Source organism: Lentzea terrae, from assembly GCF_003265345.1.
Classification (GTDB): Bacteria; Actinomycetota; Actinomycetes; order Mycobacteriales; family Pseudonocardiaceae; genus Lentzea; species Lentzea terrae.
On record NZ_QFWW01000030.1, the window covers coordinates 499,695 to 516,999 of the forward strand.

Annotated in this window: 21 protein-coding genes; 5 read left to right on the forward strand and 16 right to left on the reverse strand. The window is 68.7% G+C overall.

All coding sequences use genetic code 11. The annotated features are described in order from the left end of the window. Positions 1-4: 4 nt before the first annotated feature. The 4 genes from DI276_RS39380 to thyX all read right to left on the reverse strand — a co-directional run bounded on the left by DI276_RS39380 (position 5) and on the right by thyX (position 3,038). Positions 5-415 carry a hypothetical protein gene (locus DI276_RS39380; protein ID WP_112273316.1) on the reverse strand — a complete coding sequence of 137 codons (411 nt, stop codon included), beginning with the start codon at positions 413-415 and terminating at the stop codon, positions 5-7. A gap of 2 nt (positions 416-417) precedes the next feature. After that, positions 418-1,857, reverse strand: a complete 1,440-nt coding sequence (locus DI276_RS39385) for a serine/threonine-protein kinase (protein ID WP_232837227.1) — start codon at positions 1,855-1,857, stop codon at positions 418-420. Positions 1,858-1,926: 69 nt separating this feature from the next. Next, positions 1,927-2,328, reverse strand: coding sequence for an ACT domain-containing protein (locus DI276_RS39390; protein ID WP_112273318.1), 402 nt, complete (start codon positions 2,326-2,328; stop codon positions 1,927-1,929). Between the two features lie 5 nt (positions 2,329-2,333). Next, a complete protein-coding gene (gene thyX, locus DI276_RS39395) occupies positions 2,334-3,038 on the reverse strand; it encodes an FAD-dependent thymidylate synthase (protein ID WP_112273320.1) in 705 nt (234 codons plus the stop codon). A 68-nt stretch (positions 3,039-3,106) separates the two neighbouring features. On the opposite strand from thyX, the gene DI276_RS39400 reads away from it, so the two are divergent. Then, positions 3,107-3,610 carry a toxin-antitoxin system HicB family antitoxin gene (locus tag DI276_RS39400; protein WP_112273322.1) on the forward strand — a complete coding sequence of 168 codons (504 nt, stop codon included), beginning with the start codon at positions 3,107-3,109 and terminating at the stop codon, positions 3,608-3,610. Between the two features lie 5 nt (positions 3,611-3,615). Further along, positions 3,616-4,515 (forward strand): DUF4097 family beta strand repeat-containing protein, encoded by a 900-nt coding sequence (locus DI276_RS39405; protein WP_112273324.1) that lies wholly within the window; start codon positions 3,616-3,618, stop codon positions 4,513-4,515. A 29-nt stretch (positions 4,516-4,544) separates the two neighbouring features. Here the strand turns inward: DI276_RS39405 and DI276_RS39410 are convergent, their stop codons facing one another. The 3 genes from DI276_RS39410 to DI276_RS39420 are packed head-to-tail and all read right to left on the reverse strand — an operon-like array spanning position 4,545 to position 6,651. Further along, complete coding sequence (locus DI276_RS39410) at positions 4,545-5,039, reverse strand: hypothetical protein (RefSeq protein WP_112273326.1); 495 nt, start codon at positions 5,037-5,039, stop codon at positions 4,545-4,547. A gap of 18 nt (positions 5,040-5,057) precedes the next feature. Further along, complete coding sequence (locus tag DI276_RS39415) at positions 5,058-5,666, reverse strand: TetR family transcriptional regulator (RefSeq protein WP_112273328.1); 609 nt, start codon at positions 5,664-5,666, stop codon at positions 5,058-5,060. Between the two features lie 4 nt (positions 5,667-5,670). Further along, the gene (locus DI276_RS39420; protein WP_112273330.1) at positions 5,671-6,651 is read right to left on the reverse strand and encodes an aldo/keto reductase; all 981 of its coding nucleotides are present in this window, start codon (positions 6,649-6,651) and stop codon (positions 5,671-5,673) included. Between the two features lie 129 nt (positions 6,652-6,780). On the opposite strand from DI276_RS39420, the gene DI276_RS39425 reads away from it, so the two are divergent. Beyond that, complete coding sequence (locus DI276_RS39425; protein ID WP_112273332.1) at positions 6,781-7,323, forward strand: winged helix-turn-helix domain-containing protein; 543 nt, start codon at positions 6,781-6,783, stop codon at positions 7,321-7,323. Next, on the forward strand, positions 7,320-8,186 hold the full coding sequence (locus DI276_RS39430; protein ID WP_112273334.1) for an SRPBCC domain-containing protein: 867 nt from the start codon (positions 7,320-7,322) through the stop codon (positions 8,184-8,186). The genes DI276_RS39425 and DI276_RS39430 overlap by 4 nt, the downstream gene beginning before the upstream one ends. Before the next feature lie 165 nt (positions 8,187-8,351). On the opposite strand, the gene DI276_RS39435 is transcribed toward DI276_RS39430, so the two are convergent. Both DI276_RS39435 and DI276_RS39440 read right to left on the reverse strand, forming a co-directional pair. Continuing rightward, a complete protein-coding gene (locus DI276_RS39435) occupies positions 8,352-8,864 on the reverse strand; it encodes a hypothetical protein (protein WP_112273336.1) in 513 nt (170 codons plus the stop codon). Between the two features lie 21 nt (positions 8,865-8,885). Next, entirely contained in the window at positions 8,886-9,428 is a 543-nt protein-coding gene (locus DI276_RS39440; RefSeq protein ID WP_112273338.1) for a GNAT family N-acetyltransferase, read from the reverse strand. Positions 9,429-9,498: 70 nt separating this feature from the next. On the opposite strand from DI276_RS39440, the gene DI276_RS39445 reads away from it, so the two are divergent. Next, a complete protein-coding gene (locus DI276_RS39445) occupies positions 9,499-10,698 on the forward strand; it encodes a winged helix-turn-helix domain-containing protein (RefSeq protein ID WP_112273512.1) in 1,200 nt (399 codons plus the stop codon). A gap of 200 nt (positions 10,699-10,898) precedes the next feature. On the opposite strand, the gene DI276_RS39450 is transcribed toward DI276_RS39445, so the two are convergent. The 7 genes from DI276_RS39450 to DI276_RS39480 all read right to left on the reverse strand — a co-directional run bounded on the left by DI276_RS39450 (position 10,899) and on the right by DI276_RS39480 (position 17,260). Continuing rightward, positions 10,899-11,336: a tetratricopeptide repeat protein gene (locus tag DI276_RS39450; RefSeq protein WP_112273340.1), complete on the reverse strand. Its 438-nt coding sequence runs from the start codon at positions 11,334-11,336 to the stop codon at positions 10,899-10,901. After that, positions 11,333-12,070, reverse strand: coding sequence for a 4-hydroxy-tetrahydrodipicolinate reductase (gene dapB / locus DI276_RS39455; protein ID WP_112273343.1), 738 nt, complete (start codon positions 12,068-12,070; stop codon positions 11,333-11,335). Before dapB ends, DI276_RS39450 begins: the two co-directional genes overlap by 4 nt. Further along, a complete protein-coding gene (locus DI276_RS39460; RefSeq protein ID WP_198681188.1) occupies positions 12,067-13,359 on the reverse strand; it encodes a M16 family metallopeptidase in 1,293 nt (430 codons plus the stop codon). The genes dapB and DI276_RS39460 overlap by 4 nt, the downstream gene beginning before the upstream one ends. Positions 13,360-13,463: 104 nt before the next feature. Then, positions 13,464-15,710 (reverse strand): polyribonucleotide nucleotidyltransferase, encoded by a 2,247-nt coding sequence (locus tag DI276_RS39465; protein WP_112273347.1) that lies wholly within the window; start codon positions 15,708-15,710, stop codon positions 13,464-13,466. Between the two features lie 230 nt (positions 15,711-15,940). Then, a complete protein-coding gene (gene rpsO, locus DI276_RS39470) occupies positions 15,941-16,210 on the reverse strand; it encodes a 30S ribosomal protein S15 (protein WP_030471762.1) in 270 nt (89 codons plus the stop codon). A 127-nt stretch (positions 16,211-16,337) separates the two neighbouring features. After that, a complete protein-coding gene (locus tag DI276_RS39475; protein ID WP_112273349.1) occupies positions 16,338-16,784 on the reverse strand; it encodes a 2'-5' RNA ligase family protein in 447 nt (148 codons plus the stop codon). Beyond that, a complete protein-coding gene (locus DI276_RS39480) occupies positions 16,781-17,260 on the reverse strand; it encodes a helix-turn-helix domain-containing protein (protein ID WP_112273352.1) in 480 nt (159 codons plus the stop codon). The genes DI276_RS39475 and DI276_RS39480 overlap by 4 nt, the downstream gene beginning before the upstream one ends. Positions 17,261-17,305: the final 45 nt, after the last annotated feature.

Here is a 17,305-nt window from a genome sequence, read left to right on the forward strand (position 1 = left end):
GCTCCTAGGACTCGTTCGGCTTGTAGCAGCTCTTGAAGCCTTCCGGCTTGGCGGAGCTGTCCGCAAGCAGCTTGACCGTCTGGTCGCGGTTCAGGTTCTCCGGGTACCCCGGCCAGTCCGGTTCCTGCCCGTTGACGTGCAGCTCGTCCAGCCAGTAGCCGGACTGCCCGGACGTCTTGGCGAACTCCAGGTCGCAGCCCTTCACCCGCACGATCACCTCGATGGTCTTGTCCGAGGTCTTGATCGTGCGCTTGCCGACCTTCTTGGACTTCTTCGACTTCTCCGTGCTGGGCACGCCGATGTTGGTGTGCCCGGCGGCCTTGAGCTCGGTGACGAACTTGTCCTCGTTGCTGGTGCAGGCGGTCAACGCCGCCGTGCAGCCCAGGGCCAGCAGGACGGGAACGAGCCTCTTCACAGTCAGTTGTCCTTCTTCGCGCTGATGGAGCCGTCGAGCTTGCTGCCGTCCTTGGCAGCGGCGACGCACCAGATCTTGCGGTCCGCGTTGCCGCCCTTGTCCTTGCGCCACGCGTTCTCGCCGGGGACCAGCGTGGTGAGCTTGAGCTTCGTGCCGTTCTTGACCCACTCCGACTTCAGCGTCAGCTCGCAGCGGGCGACGCCGAGGCTCTTCAGCGCGTCGAGGCCGGGGTAGGCGGTGTCGGGCAGGTTCGACTGGACGGGCAACGTGTCGATCACGTCGAACACCTCGAAGTCGTGCGGCTTCTCGCAGTCCTCGCGGCTGTCCGAGTTGAGCAGCTTGGCCGGTGCGACCTCGCCGAGGCCGCAGCTGTTCTCGTACAGCCCGAAGACCGGGACCTGGCCTCCCTCGCCGTACGTCAGCGCCTGGCTGCCGCTGCCGCCAGGTGCCGAGAACGCCCTGTGCGCGAAGATGCCGCCCGTGAACGCCGCCGCGGCGATGACGGCGGCGCCGACCAACGCGATGATGCGGTTGCGCTTCTTCTTCGCGGGATCGACGGCCTGCGTCTGCTGGTACTGCTGCGTGGCCTGAGGCGGAATTCCGGTGGGCGGCGTCGGCTGGTTGCCGATGCTCGAGAGCATCGCGCGGGCCTGCGGGCCGGAGAGTCGCGCGTTCGGGTCGGCGATCAGCAGGCCGGTGATCACGGCGCCCAGCACGCCCGTCGCGCGGGTCAGCCGCGGCGTCTCGCTCATGATCGCGTGCAGCGTCGAGGCCGTGGAGGAGCGCTCGAACGGGCTCCAGCCCTCGACGGCGTAGCAGAGGGTCGCGCCCAGCGCCCACAGGTCGGACGCGGGGCCCGCCTCGTGGCCGTGAATGCGTTCCGGCGCCATGTACGCGGGCGAGCCGATGAGGCTGCCGCTGGTCGTGAGACGCGGGTCGTCGACGGCCTGGGCGATGCCGAAGTCGGTGAGCTTGAGCTTGCCGTCCGGGCGGACCATCAGGTTGCCGGGCTTGACGTCGCGGTGCACGATCCCGGCCTGGTGCGCGGTCTCCAGTGCGGACAACGCCTGCAGCGCGATCGACACGACCTGGTTCGGCGGCATCGGGCCGTGCGTGCCGATCAACGACGACAGCGTCGCCGCGTCAACCAGCTCCATGACGATGTACGTCGTGCCGTTCTCGTTGATCGCGTCGTAGACGGTCACGATGCTGGGGTCGTTGAGCTTGCCCGCGGTGCGCGCCTCACGCAGAGCGCGCTCTTCGAGCACACGGCGTTCCTCGTGCGCGATGCCGTCGGGCAGGTGCAGTTCCTTGATCGCGACGAAGCGTCCGATGTGGCGGTCCTGCGCACGCCACACGATGCCCATGCCACCGCGGCCGAGCTCCGCCATCAGGGCGTACCTGCCCGCGATGACCCGCGGTTCGACTGCCTGTCCGTGCAACGTGCGCTCCTACGAATGTGCCGGGGGACGTTGACGGTACTTCAGACCCGCCACGCGCAGGATCGGTTCCTAGACTTCCGGCGCTACAACCAGTTCGTGACCTGCAGCACGCAACGCGAGCACGGCGCGACCGAGGTCGGTGTGCTTCACGAGCAGGTGGTCCGTGTCGTAAGTGGACAGCGCGAACAGCGAGACGCCCGCCGCGGCCAGCTCCCCCGCCAGCGCGGCCATGATGCCGGTGAGCGTGAACTCCAGCGGCCCCCGCACGGTGAGCAGCCGCCACCCCTTCTCGGCCGCGGCACCGTCCAGTGCGAACGACGAGGGCGCGATGATCGACATCTCGTCCGGGGTCCTGGTCACCGACACCAGCACGTCGGTGAGGTCGAGCAGCCCGGCGGGGACTCGGGCGTCCGCCGCCAGGCGCGTGACCGTGTACTCGCCAGGGCGGACGTCCACGATGAGCCGCTTCATGGGCGTCAGCCTTCAACCACCAGTGGGCTGGAGGCAACTTCTGTGCCGTCCGGGAGTGTCGAGATGACGAAGTCGGCGAACGCGTTCGGCGCGGCCCTGGTCAGTTCGCGCAGGCAGGCGACCGCGAGCTCGCGCAGTTCGACGTTGATGTGCTCGGTCGCGCGCATCGCGATGAAGTGCCGCCACGAGCGGTAGTTGCCCGTCACGACGATCTCGGTGCCGGTGGCGTTGGGCAGCACCGATCGTGCGATCTGCCGCGCACGCCGGCCGTTGACGGTCTTCTCGAGGCTGTGCACCAGGTCCTCGTAGGCCTTGAGGCTCGCCTCGGTCGCGGCGACGAACCGCGCGTGCAGCTCCGGGTCCCGAGCGATCAACTCGGGCTCGACGACGTCGGTCGGGTCGGTGCGCTGGGACAGCTGCGAGTACGAGAAGTGCCGGTGCCGGATCAGCTCGTGGGTGAGCGACCGGGGCAGCTCGGTCAGGTAGAGCGACGCGCTGCCGTGCTCGAACGCGGCGAGGTGGCCGACGTCGAGCAGGTGGTGCAGGAACGTCGCGTTGGTGTTCGTCATGGGGTTCGAGCGGTCCCACGACTGGTAGCAGGCCCGGCCGGCGAACTCGACGAGCGCCGCGCCGCCGTCCGCGTCCGTCGTCCACGGCACGTCGTCCGGCGGGATGAACTCGGTTTTCGCCACCAAGCGCACTCTCGGCATGACGCGGACATTAGTCCTGATGTCAGGCGACGGTTGCACGACGCCAGATGTGACGTCATAGTGGTGTCATGGATCTGTCGCCGTACATCGCGTCACTGCGCGAGGACCTGGCGACGGCCGCCTCAGCGGGGGACGAGAGCACCCGTCGAACGGCCGCCGCGTTGTCCGCAGCGCTCGAGCCAGCCGCGCGACTGGCAATCATGAACGCACTGTCGGACCTGGCCGCTGAGGTCACCGCCGCACTGGAAGGCCAGGTCGTGGAGGTACGCCTGGCCGGCCGGGACGTGCAGGTGGTCGTCACCGGGTCCGCCGAACCGGAGCCGGAACCCGCACCGCGGCAGGAAGTGCCGCTCGGTGACGCCACGGGTGACATCAGCCGCATCACCCTCCGCATGATCAACGAGCTCAAGTCGAAGGCCGAGGCCGCCGCGGCCGCCCAGGGCGTGTCGCTGAACTCGTTCATCCAGCAGGCGGTGCAGGGGTCGGTCCACGGCAAGCACAAGCATCAGCACAAGGGGTGGAGCGGAAACGCGGGCTCCGGCTCGCGCGTCCGCGGATGGGTGCAGGGGTGAGCGGGATGACCGAACCGTCGGAACCAACAGGCGTGGTGCGTCAGCAGAGCTTCGAGTTCGCGGGCATCGCCGAGATCGACATCTCGCTGCTCAGCGGCCGCGTGCAGGTGCACCTGGCCGACGAGCCGGGCGTGCACGTCGAGGTGCGGCACGACCCGACTGCGGGCAACTCGTGGACCGAGGGCCTGTCCAGCGTGCTGAGCTGGGTCAGCGGCCAGTTCGGTCCGGACAAGGGCGCCGGACCGGGCGGTCCCGAGGACGCCGTGCGCGAAGCCCGCGTCGAGCTGCTCGGCAACCGTTTGCGCATCGAGTCGTCGAAGGCGCTGCCGTTGCGCGCGGTGCCGCTCTCGGTGGTGGTGACGGCGCCAGTGGGGTCACACGTGACATCACGGACCGGCGCAGCAGACATCACCGTCACGGGCGGTGCGGGCCGGATCGACCTGAACACGGGCACGGGCAGCGTGTCGGCGGACCGGGCGACCGGCGAGGCCAAGGTGAACTCGGGCGCGGGCACGGTCCGGCTGGGCACGATGCTGGCCGGCCTGAAAGCCAAGACCGGCAGCGGTGACGTCGAGGTGTCGTCGGTGGGCGGCAGCTCCACGTTGATCACCGGCACCGGCGACGTGTGGCTGGGCGCGGTGCAGAGCGACGTCATGGTCCGCACCGGCAGCGGCGACCTGACCGTGGCCGACGCGGCCTCCGGCGAGGTCCAGCTGGCCACCGGCTCCGGCAACATCCGCGTCGGCATCCGCCAGGGCACGCTCGCCCGCATCGACCTGGTGTCCACGTCCGGCAACGCCCGCAGCGACTTCGACGTCTCGGCCGAGCCGCTGGGCGACGCCTCGCTGACGGTCACGGGCCGCACGGGCAGCGGCAACGCACTGGTGACCGCCGCCGCGAACTGACCGGGGGGTCGGAGAAAACGCGTCCCCGGCTAGGGCTCCTGGAACGGTTTGGAGCCGCCGGGGACGTCGTCCGGGAAGATCGGGCAGCGGATCTCGCCGGTCAGGAACTTCCGGACGAAGCTCGAGAAGTTGCCGTCGTACGACCAGCTCTGCCGCAGGTCCGTGATCACCACGGTCCACTCGTCCGGCTCGCCCTGCGTGTACCAGAGGCAGTGGTCGCTGTTCAGCGTCGTGCCCCACGGCAGCAGGCCGGGCACGTCCGGGTGCACGCGCAGTCCCGGTTGCCGGCGCAGGGCCCGCAGGAGCTTCGGCGCCTGCGCCATCCAGTTCATGAAGCCGGCCCGTGCCGTGGGGTGCAGGATCCGGACGTAACCGCCGACGATCAGCGGTGGATAGGCCTCCGCGAGGTGCACGTAGTCGCTGGGCAGAGCCGTGCCCGCACGTGCGGTGACCGCGTCCCAGTCAACCGGGTCCGGACGCCGTTCCGGGGCTCCCAGCAGATCGATCCACTCGTCAGGCGGCACCGCTCACCTCCGTGACCCTCAAGCATCGCCTGCGGCACTCGGGCTTCGGTTGTACCGCAGTCCAGCGATGATCAGTGAGACGACGGCGTCGAATGCGTCCTGAATGTGAGGATCCCCCCACTCCTGGGCGTGCGCCGGGTGGTGGAACCGGTCGGTCGCGTCCCACACCGCCTGGGCGGTCGCGTTCACGTCGTCCGTCACGAACTCGTGGGTTTCCACTCCCGCCGAAATGATGCGTGCGAGCTGGCCCACGAGGTGCTCGATGTGGAACTCGGGGATGGCCCGGCTCTCCCTGACCAGCACCAGGTACGTCGCGAACAGCTCGGGTTCCTCGACGTGCGAGTGCTTCTTGCGGTCGAAGAGCTTCTGCAGCCAGATCCTGAGCATCTCGGCGGCGGTGAGCCCCTGGTCGAACGCCGGCTCCATCGCCGCGTGCTGCGCGTCGAGCCAGCGCCGCGTCACGGCTTCGCGCAGCGCGGCCTTGGTGGCGAAGTGGCGGTAGACGCTGCCGTGGCTGACCCCGAGCGCCTTGGCGACGTCGACCACCGTCGCCTTGGCAGGGCCGTACCTGCGCAGCACCTCTTCGGTTGCCACGAGGATCGCCTCTGAGGTCAACGCCTCCGCCACGTGCTCACCTCTCGCTGTCCAGGAAGGCCATCATCGCGGCCGGGTACCGAGTGCCCGCAGCGGCCCCAACAGGAACAACGGCCTCGATCTCCTGCAGTTCCCGCTCGGTGAACGTCACGTCGACGGCCCCGATCGCCTCGCTCAGCCTCGCACGCTTGGTCGTACCGACGAGAGGCACCACGTCCTCTCCGCGTGCCGCGACCCACGCGATGGCGAGCTGCGCGACCGTGATGCCCTTGTTGGTCGCGATCTCGTTGAGCTTCTCGACGAGCGCCCGGTTGTGGATCAGGTTGTCGCCCTGGAACCGAGGCGTGTGGACGCGGTAGTCGCCGCCGATGGTGACCGGCGTGGCCGAGATCAGGCCCCGCGACAGCACGCCGTACGCGGTGATGCTGATGCCGAGCTCGCGCGTGGTCTGCAGGATCTCCCGTTCCACACCGCGTTCCAGCAGCGAGTACTCGATCTGCAGGTCGACGATCGGGTGCACGGCGTGGGCACGGCGGATGGTCTCGGCGCCGACCTCGGACAGGCCGATGTGCTTCACCCGGCCCTTCGCGATCTGCTCGGCGATGGCGCCGATGGTGTCCTCGATCGGCACGCTCGGGTCGAGCCGCGCGGGCCGGTAGACGTCGACGTGGTCGGTGCCGAGCCGTTCCAGCGAGTACGCCAGGAAGTTGGCCACCGCGGCCGGCCTGGTGTCGAACCCGACGAACGCGCCGCCGGCGTCCCGCATGCCGCCGAACTTGACGCTGAGCTGCACCTCGTCCCGGCGGCCCTTGATGGCCTCGCTGATGAGCAGCTCGTTGTGCCCCATGCCGTAGAAGTCACCGGTGTCGAGCAACGTGACGCCCGCGTCCATCGCCGCGTGGATGGTCGCGATGCTCTCGTCGCGGTCGGCGGGGCCGTAGGCGTTGGACATGCCCATGCAGCCCAGCCCGATGGCGGACACGACCGGGCCGGTGGCTCCGAGCTGACGCTTCTGCATTGCCGAACTCCTTCGTCTCTTCGGTGAGTTCCACCCTGCCCGATGGACTGACAGATTTCACTATCTGTCAGTCCATGGTTGTCAGCACGATTGACAAAAGGGTTTTGAACGTTCAAAGTTGTTTTTGCGATGAGAGACGTGATCTATCTGGACCGGATGGAGCAGGCCGAGACCCTGCTCAAGCCGCAGCGCGTGGAGGTGCTGCGGCAGCTCGCCGCGCCGCGCTCGTGCACCGAGGTCGCCGAGGTGCTCGACCAGACGCCGCAACGCGTGCACTACCACGTGAAACAGCTGGTCAAGGCCGGTCTGGCCACGCAGGTCGCCGAACGCAAGGTGCGCGGCGTCCAGGAGGGCCTCTACCAGGCCGTGGCGCGCTCGTACTGGCTGTCGCCGCGGCTGGTCGGCCGGATCGGGTCGCGCGACGAGCTGGCGCTGGGCCACCTCGTGGATCTCGCCGAACAGATCCAGGTCGACGTGGCGGCGCTGGACCGCAACTCCGAGCTCCCGTCGGTGGGCGTGTCCGGCGAGATCCGCGTCCGGCCGGAAGAGCGCCAGCAGTTCCTCGCCGAGCTGCAGACGACGTTGCAGGACCTCTTCACCCGATACGGCGGCGCGGAAGGGGATGCGTTCCGCATCGCGCTCGCCTGCTATCCCAAAGGAGACAACCGATGAGCACCGGAACCGTCCGCGTTCGCACGTCCGCGCCCGCCGCCCGGATCTACGAGGCCTTGACGACCGCAGAGGGCCTGCAGACCTGGCTCGCCGAGCACGCGCACGTGGATCTGGAGGGCGGCCAGTTCGAGTTCTGGGGGCGCTACACCCCGGAAGGCGAACGCGGCCGGCAGAAGCTGCTGAGCTACGACGACACGTCAGTGCGCTACTCGTGGCAGCTGTACGGCACCGAATACACGGTCGAACTCGGCATCGAGCAGCGTGACGGCGAGACGGTCATCGCGGCGACGCAGACGCCGTACCCGAGCTGGGGCATCGGCGACGAGAAGTCGGAGATCCTCCAGACGTTCTGGCCGCTGGTGCTGGCGAACCTGGTCGAGCACGTCGAGGGACGGCCGGCGTTCGGGTTCTGCGACTTCACGACGGCCGAGCAGCGGTTCGAGACCGACATCGCGGCGACGCCGGCGGCCATCATCGACGCGCTGACCGACCCCGACGTGTTCGCGCGGTGGTTCGGGGCGCGGATCGAGATCGAGCCGCACGTCGGCGGCCGGTGGACGATGGGCAGCCTGGAGGAGAACCCAAACCCGGCGAAGATCATCGCGCTCGACGAGGGGCACTTCGCGCTGGACTTCCAGGAGGGGATGGTCGCGTCCTGGGAGCTCAAGGGATCGGAAGGCCGGACGCACCTCACGTTCGTGCAGAGCGGGTTCGACGCCGGCAGCCCGCCGTACGGGGCGTGGATGGGCTGGCTCAGCGGTTTCGCGGACATGAAGCGGATGCTGGAGCTGCCCAACTGGCGCCCGATGTGGCACTCGTACGACATTCCCGGTTTGCCGGATGGCGTGCTCGTGCTCGAATAATCGGGTGTGGAACCAGCGGGTGAGAGCCAGATCATTCGACTCTCACCCGTTTGCGCCTGGCTTTCGTCGGCGGGTGCTCGATAACTTCGGGGTCGTGCTTCAGTCAGCCCGAGTCGCCGTCGCCGCTGCGTTGATCGCCTTCTCCGTGACGGCGTCGATCTTCTTCTAGAACCACGCCATGACCATGCCCGGTGAGGCCGCGAGGAAGCTGAACCTCGCGAAGCGGCCCACCATCCCGGTCACGACGAACATCGCCGTCGACATGCCCGCGAGTCCGGCGAGCACGCTCGTCGCCATGAACGGCGGCACTCCCACCAGCGCGCTCACCGCGTGCGTACCGGCCATCCAGTTCGGGTGCGCCCGGCACTTCACGTGGATCCAGTCACCCCAGCGGTGCATCCGCGTGCCAGGTCCGAACCAGCGCGCCAGTTTCGACGGCTTGGTGCGCTCTTTCTTGGTGCGGTGCATGAACTTGGGCAGCTTGAGGTCGCCTCGTGCCGCGTAGAAGTACAGCAGCTTGCCGAGCACCTGGGCCGTCGCCACGACCAGACCCACGACGAAGCACGAGACACCGGGCCAGCGCGCGCCGACACCCACCACCCACATTTCGATGCTGATGAAGGGGATGATGGCCGAGCCGAACGCGACCCCGAAGGTGAGGCCAACCAAGCCGAGCACCCGGCCGAGGCTACACAGGTCTCAGGAGGCGAGTCGGACGGTCAGCGGCCCGGACACCCGGATTTCGCGCAACGGACGCCCGCCTGCGTCCAATGTGCGTACGGTGCCGTCACCCGTCCAGCCGATCCGTTCGTAGAAGTTCCGCGAAGCCTCGTCCGCTTCCGGCACCCACGCGATGCCGCGCGTCGCCCCGGATTCCTTCAGCCGTTTTGCCGCTTCCGCCACGAGTCGCGTGCCGTGCCCGCGCCGGCCCCACCGCGGTTCGACCAGAACGCTGATCAACGCCGTGGTTTCCGCGTCTTCCGGGAGCGTTCCGTCCGCTTTGGCCACCTCGTCGTCCGGGGCCTTGCTCGCGACCGCGAACCCGACCGTCCACTCCCCCTCGGTCGCCCTGAGCACGGCTTCTTGCTGAACCGCCAGCGACCACGCCTCCTCGGTGTCGAGTGTGTCGAGGATTTCTTGTGGTAGGAGTTGGGCGTAGGCGAGCCGCCACGTCTCGCGGTGGATGCGGATGATCTCCGCGAGGTCAGCAGCGGTGGCGATCTGGACGCCGGCGTCGGCCATAACCGCACCTTATCGACGGAGTGTCCGAGAATTGTCAGGGGTGCGTGGCAACATCGGCGACGTGCAGAGGATGAGCGCCGACGTCGCCCGCCGAATCGCCCTGGGGGCACAGGGCTTCACCGACCTGCGTCCAGCGGCGGCCACCCGCAGGCACCTGCAACGGGTGCTCTCGCGCGTGCAACTGCTGCAGATCGACTCGGTGAACGTGGCCGTGCGCGCCCACTACATGCCGTTGTTCTCGCGCCTGGGCGCCTACGACCCCATGCTCCTGGACGACGCGGCGTGGACGCACTCGTCGCGCAAGCCCCGCATGCTGGTGGAGACCTGGGCCCACGAGGCGTCCCTGGTGCCGGTGCTCGACTGGCCGCTGTTCCACTCGGGCGCCAAGAAGCGCGGCTGGTGGCAGAACTACCAGACGATCCTCGAACGCTCGCCGCAACTGGTCGACGAGGTCCTGGCCGCGGTGAAGGAGCTCGGCCCGATCGGTGCCGGCGCCCTGGAGAAGGCTCTGACGGGCGACTCCGGCCGGTCGAAGGGTCCGTGGTGGGACTGGTCCGAGGTCAAGCGCGTGTGCGAGGTCCTCTTCGGCGTAGGCGTGCTGACCACCGGCACCCGTCGTTCCTTTGAACGCCTGTACGACCTGACCGAGCGCGTAATCCCACCGGATGTCTTGGCGCAGAGGTGGACGCCGGAGGAGGGCGCGCGGGAGCTCGTTCTGCGCTCCGCAGTGGCGCTGGGGGTGGCGACCGAGCCAGATCTGCGCGACTACTACCGGCTGGACCCACGACGCTCGCAGGCAGCGGTGGCGTCCCTGGTCGAGGACGGCGTCCTGGAGCCGGTGTCCGTCGACGGCTGGCGCGGCGTCGGCTACCGGCACGTCGACGCGAAGGCACCGCGCCGCGTGGCCGGGCGGGCGTTGCTGTGCCCGTTCGACCCGTTGATCTGGGAGCGGGCCCGCACAGAGCGCATCTTCGGCTTCCGCTACCGCATCGAGATCTACGTACCCGAGCCGCGCCGCGTGCACGGCTACTACGTGTTCCCGTTCCTGCTGGACGGCGAGCTCGTGGGCCGGGTGGACATCAAGGCCGACCGCGCGGCCGGGGTGCTGCGCGTGCAGTCGGCGTGGGCGGAGGACGGGGTGGACCGGCCACGGGTCGCGGCCGAGCTCGCCGGGGAGTTGAAGCACATGGCCGAGTGGCTCGGGCTGGAGGACGTGCTGGTGGTGCAGAAGGGGGATCTGGCGGCAGAACTGGCCGTCGCTGCGCGCTGACCTCGCGCCTGCTCGAACCACGAGTTGGCCGCGTCCCGTTCAACCCGCCCGGGTTACGGCGTTCGCGGAGAACGGTGTGGACCGACCACGGTCGCGGCCGACACGCGGGCGAGCCCAGCCCTCTGACTCGGGCTGGAAGGCGTGCTCGTGGTGCAGCAGGGCGATCTGGCAGCGGACCTGGTCGTCACCGTCGCGCACGGCTAACCGTGCAGCTCGATCGCCTTCCGCATCGTCTCGCGGGCCCGCCCCCGGTCCCCCGCGATGTCGTACGCGTACGCGAGCCGGAACCACACCCGCCAATCCTCCGGCGAAGCCTCCACCTCGGCCCGCCGCTCCTCGAACCACGAGTCCGCGGCATCCCGATCGACCCGCCCGGACGGCCGGCGCGGCAGGTGCGACACGTCCGGCAGCAGCCCGTCGGCGTCCAGCTCACGCGCCATCTTCTCGGTCTCCCAACCAAAACGCAGGTTGGAATAGACGAGCCACACGCCGATCAGCGGCAGGATCAGCACGCCCACGCCGAGCAGCACACCGACCAACGAGCCGGTCTGCAGCAAAGCCACAGCCCGGCCCGCGAGCAGGACGAAGTAGACCGCGAGAGCCGCGATCAGCAGCCCGACGGTGACCCGGACCTTCACAGGTCGAGGTACTTGTCGAGTCCGACAGCCAGGCCAGGGCGGGAAACGATCTCCCGCACACCGAGCACGACACCCGGCATGAACGACGTGCGGTGCAGCGAGTCCTGACGCAGCGTCAGCGTCTCGCTCTCCCCGCCGAACACGACCTCCTGGTGCGCGATCATCCCGGAGATCCGCAGCGAGTGAACGCGCACGCCGTCAACGACCGCACCGCGCGCGCCCGGCTCTTCCTGGGTGGTCGCGTCGGGCATCGGGTCCATTCCGGAGCGCGCCGCGGCGATCAAACGTGCCGTGTGCGCTGCGGTGCCCGACGGGGCGTCGGCCTTGCGCGGGTGGTGCAGCTCGATGATCTCGGCCGACTCGTAGTAGCGAGCGGCGATCTCCGAGAAGCGCATCAGCAGCACGGCACCGATGCCGAAGTTCGGCGCCACGAGCACACCGACGGAAGGCTGCGCGGCCAGCATCTTCTCGACCGCGGCGAGCTTCGCGTTGTCGAAACCGGAAGTGCCCACCACGCAATGGATTCCGGCGTCGATGCAGAACGAGAGGTTCTGCATCACCACGTCGGGGTGCGTGAAGTCGACGACCACATCAGCACGAGCATCGACCAGAGCGGACAGCGGGTCGTCGGCGTCGATCTCCGCCACGACCTCCATGTCCTTCGCGGCCTCGACCGCGCGGACCACCTCGGAACCCATGCGGCCCCGCGCGCCGAGAACTCCGACGCGAATCATGCAATCACCTCGTGTACCTGGTCCGGCAGATCATCGGCGTGATCGTAGGGCCCGACCACCGCCGCAGCGACCGGGCGGCGCAGCAGATCACGTGCGAGGACCGCCACTTCGTCAGAAGTGACGGCGTCGATCCGCGCGAGAGTCTGCTCAACGCTCAGATGGTCGCCGTAGTTCAGTTCGGACTTGCCGATGCGCGACATCCGGGAACTGGTGTCCTCCAGTCCCAGCACCAGCGCACCGCGGAGCTGTCCCTTGCCGCGCGCCACTTCCGCGTCGGACAGACCGCCACGAGCAACGTCCACGAGCACCTCGCGGATCACGCCGGCGGTCTCCCCCAGGCGGTCCGGCTGGCAGCCCGCGTAGACGGCGAACGTGCCGGTGTCCGCGTACAGGCCGACGGACGAGTACACCTGGTACGCCAGGCCTCGCCGCTCGCGGACCTCCTGGAACAGCCGGGAGCTCATGCCGCCGCCGATCGCCGCGTTCAGCACGTTCAACGCGAACCGGCGCTCGTCGTGGCGGTCCAGGCCCTTCATGCCGAGCATCAGGTGCGCCTGCTCGGTGTCGTCGGTGTGCAGCACCAGCTTGCGGGCGTCGGCGATGCGCGCCCGGCCGGCGCGAGGTGCGATCGCGTTGCCCTCGCGGGCCAGCCGGTCACCGATCGCCTTGCGCACCAACCGCATCACGTGCGCGTGCTCGATGTTGCCCGCTACCGAGAACACCATGCGCGGCAGCGTGTAGTTCCTCTTGTAGAACGAGAAGAGGTTGTCCCGCTGCATGTCCTGAATGGACTTCTCGGTGCCGAGCACGGGACGGCCCAACGCGTGCCCGCCGAACAACGCCTCGATGAACGCGTCGTGCAGCAGGTCCTCGGGGTCGTCGTCGCGCATCGCGATCTCTTCGAGCACGACACCGCGTTCGGTCTCGAAGTCGCGCGGACCGCAGATCGCCTCGAACACCACGTCGGAGACGAGGTCGACCGCCAGCGGCAGGTCCTCGTCCAGCACGTGCGCGTAGTAGCAGGTGTGCTCCTTGGCGGTGAACGCGTTCAGCTCGCCGCCGACCGCGTCGATCTCCTCGGCGATGGCCGCAGCCGACCGGCGCGCGGTTCCCTTGAACAGCAGGTGTTCCAGGTAGTGCGCGGCACCGGCCACTTCCGGCCGTTCGTCACGGGAGCCGACCTGCACCCACAGCCCGACCGAGGCGGACCGCACGCTCGGGATGCGCTCGGTGATGACCCGCAGGCCAGAGGGCAGCATGCTGCGCCGCACCTCCGAGCCCGCGGACATCTCGAGCACCCGCGTGCTGCCCGGCCGCTGGAGGTGCCCCAACCGTCCGGTACGCGGACGGCCGCGGGTGGATGCACCCGCGGCCGTCACGTTGTCTGTCCCACTCACTGCGCGGGAGCCGCCTCAGCAGCCTCGGTGGCCTCGACGGCCTCCGGGGCGTCAGCCGGCTTGGCAGCGTCCTCGTCCGACACGACGACGAGGCTGATCTTGCCGCGCTGGTCGATGTCGGCGATCTCGACGCGGAGCTTGTCGCCGACCTTGACGACGTCCTCCACCTTCGCGATGCGCTTGCCGTTGCCCAGCTTCGAGATGTGGACGAGGCCGTCCTTGCCGGGCAGCAGCGAGACGAACGCGCCGAACGCGGCCGTCTTCACCACGGTGCCCAGGAAGCGCTCGCCGACCTTCGGCAGCTGCGGGTTCGCGATCGCGTTGATCATGCCGATCGCGGCCTCGGCCGAGGGGCCGTCCGCCGCACCGACGTAGATCGTGCCGTCGTCCTCGATGGAGATGTCGGCACCGGTCTGCTCGGTGATCGAGTTGATCATCTTGCCCTTCGGGCCGATGACCTCGCCGATCTTGTCGGTCGGGATCTTGACCGACGTGACGCGCGGCGCGAAGGCGCTCATCTCGTCCGGGTCGGAGATGGCCTCGGCCATGACCTCCAGGATGGTGTAGCGCGCGTCGCGGGCCTGGCCCAGCGCCGCCGCCAGCACCTCGGACGGGATGCCGTCGAGCTTCGTGTCGAGCTGCAGCGCCGTCACGAACTCCTTGGTGCCCGCGACCTTGAAGTCCATGTCGCCGAACGCGTCCTCGGCACCGAGGATGTCGGTCAGCGCCACGTAGCGGGTCTCGCCGTCGACCTCGTCGGACACGAGGCCCATCGCGATGCCGGAGACCGGGGCCTTCAGCGGCACACCGGCGTTGAGCAGCGACAGCGTCGAGGCGCAGACCGAGCCCATGGACGTCGAGCCGTTGGAGCCGAGAGCCTCGGACACCTGGCGGATCGCGTACGGGAACTCGTCGCGCTTCGGGAGCACCGGCATCAGGGCGCGCTCGGCGAGCGCACCGTGGCCGATCTCGCGGCGCTTCGGCGAACCCACGCGGCCGGTCTCACCGGTCGAGTAGGGCGGGAAGTTGTAGTGGTGCAGGTAGCGCTTGTGCGTCTCGGGAGACAGCGAGTCGATCTGCTGCTCCATCCGCAGCATGTTCAGCGTGGTGACACCCAGGATCTGGGTCTCGCCGCGCTCGAACAGCGCCGAACCGTGCGTCCTCGGGATCACGGCCACCTCGGCACCGAGGTCGCGGATGTCCGTGAGGCCGCGGCCGTCGATGCGGACCTCGTCGCGCAGGATCCGCTGGCGGACGAGCTTCTTGGTCAGCGAGCGGAACGCGGCGCCGACCTCCTTCTCGCGGCCCTCGAACTGCTCGGCCAGCTTGTCCAGCGTGGCGGCCTTGATCTCGTCGAGCTTGTCCTCGCGCTCGTGCTTGCCCGCGATGGTCAGCGCCTGGGCGAGCTCGCCGGAAGCGGCCGACTCGACGGCCTCGAACGCGTCGGCCTGGTAGGCCGGGTACGTCGGGTACTCACCGGTCTCCTTGGCGGCGACCTGCGCGAGCTGCGCCTGCGCCTCGCAGAGGACCTTGATGAACGGCTTGGCGGCCTCGAGACCCGCGGCCACGACCTCCTCGGTGGGGGCGACGGCGCCCTCGCCGATCAGGTCGATCACGTTCTCGGTGGCCTCGGCCTCGACCATCATGATCGCGACGTCGCCGGACTCGACGACACGACCCGCGACGACCATGTCGAACACGGCCTTCTCGAGCTGCTCGTGCGTCGGGAACGCCACCCACTGGCCCTCGATCAGCGCGACGCGGACGCCGCCGATCGGGCCGGAGAACGGCAGGCCGGCGAGCTGCGTGGACGCGGACGCGGCGTTGATGGCCACGACGTCGTACAGGTCGGCCGGGTTGAGGCTCATGACCGTGATGACGACCTGGATCTCGTTGCGCAGACCGTCCACGAAGGACGGGCGCAGCGGACGGTCGATCAGGCGGCAGGTGAGGATGGCGTCCGTGCTCGGACGGCCCTCACGCCGGAAGAACGAGCCGGGGATGCGACCCGCGGCGTACATGCGCTCCTCGACGTCCACCGTGAGGGGGAAGAAGTCGAAGTGCTCCTTGGGCTGCTTCGACGCCGTGGTGGCGGAGAGCAGCATCGTGTCGTCGTCCAGGTACGCGACCACGCTTCCGGCGGCCTGACGCGCGAGGCGCCCGGTCTCGAAGCGGATGGTGCGCGAGCCGAACTTGCCGTTGTCGATAACGGCAGTCGCCTCGTGGACCTCGATGTCCGTCATTTACTTGTTACTCCTCGTCTTTTGGACACCGCAACACGCGTTCTGACGAGGCCGGTCTTCGATCGAAGTCTCCTGGGGCTCTTCCACCAGGAGGCCACTACCGAGGACCGGCGATAACTGCTTCGCGCGATGCGGGCCCTGTTCTTTTCCTCTTTGCAGCCGAGGATCTGTATACACCCGGCTGTGCGCCGAGGGGGAGTGACCGGCCGGTCACTCCCCCTCGGCAAGTATCACCTGCGCAGACCGAGGCGCTGGATCAGCGCGCGGTAGCGGTTGATGTCCACCTTGGTCAGGTAGTTCAGCAGACGGCGGCGACGGCCGACCATCAGCAGAAGACCACGGCGGGAGTGGTGGTCGTGCTTGTGCTGCTTGAGGTGCTCCGTGAGGTCGGCGATGCGCTTGCTCAGCAGAGCCACCTGCGCCTCGGTCGAGCCGGTGTCGCTGTCGTGCAGACCGTACTCACCGAGGATGGACTTCTTCTGCTCCGTGGACAGTGCCACTAGGTACTTCTCCTACTTGTTCAGGTCCGTGCGGCCCCACGCCCGCCGAATTGCTGGCCGGGGTAGCCGGTACTGGCCGCCACGGACCGCAGCCAGACCCAACTGCGAAGGCTATCAGGCACGCTGCTCAGCGGCGCGCTGACGTGCGCAACCCCACCCGTGCGACGGGGGTGTAGACGCCGTCGGCGCTGCTCACGAGCACCGCTTCGGACGGTTGCCACGGGCTGCTCAGGAAGGCCGGCATCGGCTGACCCCGGTACCCGTACGCCACCGTCAGGTGCGCTTTCCAATTGTCGTTCGCACCCGCTGCCCGTGCCAACTGATTTAAATCGCCGTGAATTCCCGCCCACAGGATCGTGCCGCGGAAGTCGCCGAAGTCCTTGAGCCGGATTTCCGGCACTTCATGGCCTTCGAGGGCTTTGAAGCGTTCCTCATCAGCGGTTTCGCCGTGGAAGCACAACGTGATGTGCCACTTCTCGGGCTTCGTCCACTCGAGGTCTTCCGCGCGGTCCAGCACCGCTTCGAGCTCGTCGACCACGTGCTGGGGCGGGAAGAGGGCGGTGAACAACTTCAACGGGTGGCAGCCCGGATGGCGCGGCGGAACAGTTCGGCGATCGCCGGGAACTCCTCGTGCAGCAGGTCGGCCGCCTGCTGGAGCTCGGTGCGGTCGGCGATCCGGCGCAGCACCGGGTACGCGATGCTCTCGTCGCCGTTGACCGGCAGCGAGTCGCGGGACACCGTCGGCTTGGACTCGCGCACGTCGTCGAGCGCCCGCTGCAACGCCTCCGGCGCACCGGTCGCCACGTCCGGCGTGAGCACCTTGCGCTCCAGCATGATCATCCGGGCGAGCACGGCCGGGTTGCCGATCTTGGCCCGGCGGCCGCTCATCACCTGGCTGAGCATCGGCGCGCTGATCCCCAGCACATCCGCGAGCTGGGCCTGGGACACGTTGAAGGCCACGACCAACCGGCGCACTCGGTCACCCAAAGGCTCCCCGTACCACTCCCGCTGAAGCGCGAGATTGCGCTGAACGATCTTGTGGTCCTCCACCTCGACCTCTCCTGTAGCCCCGCACTCCGACCCGCATCCTGCCAG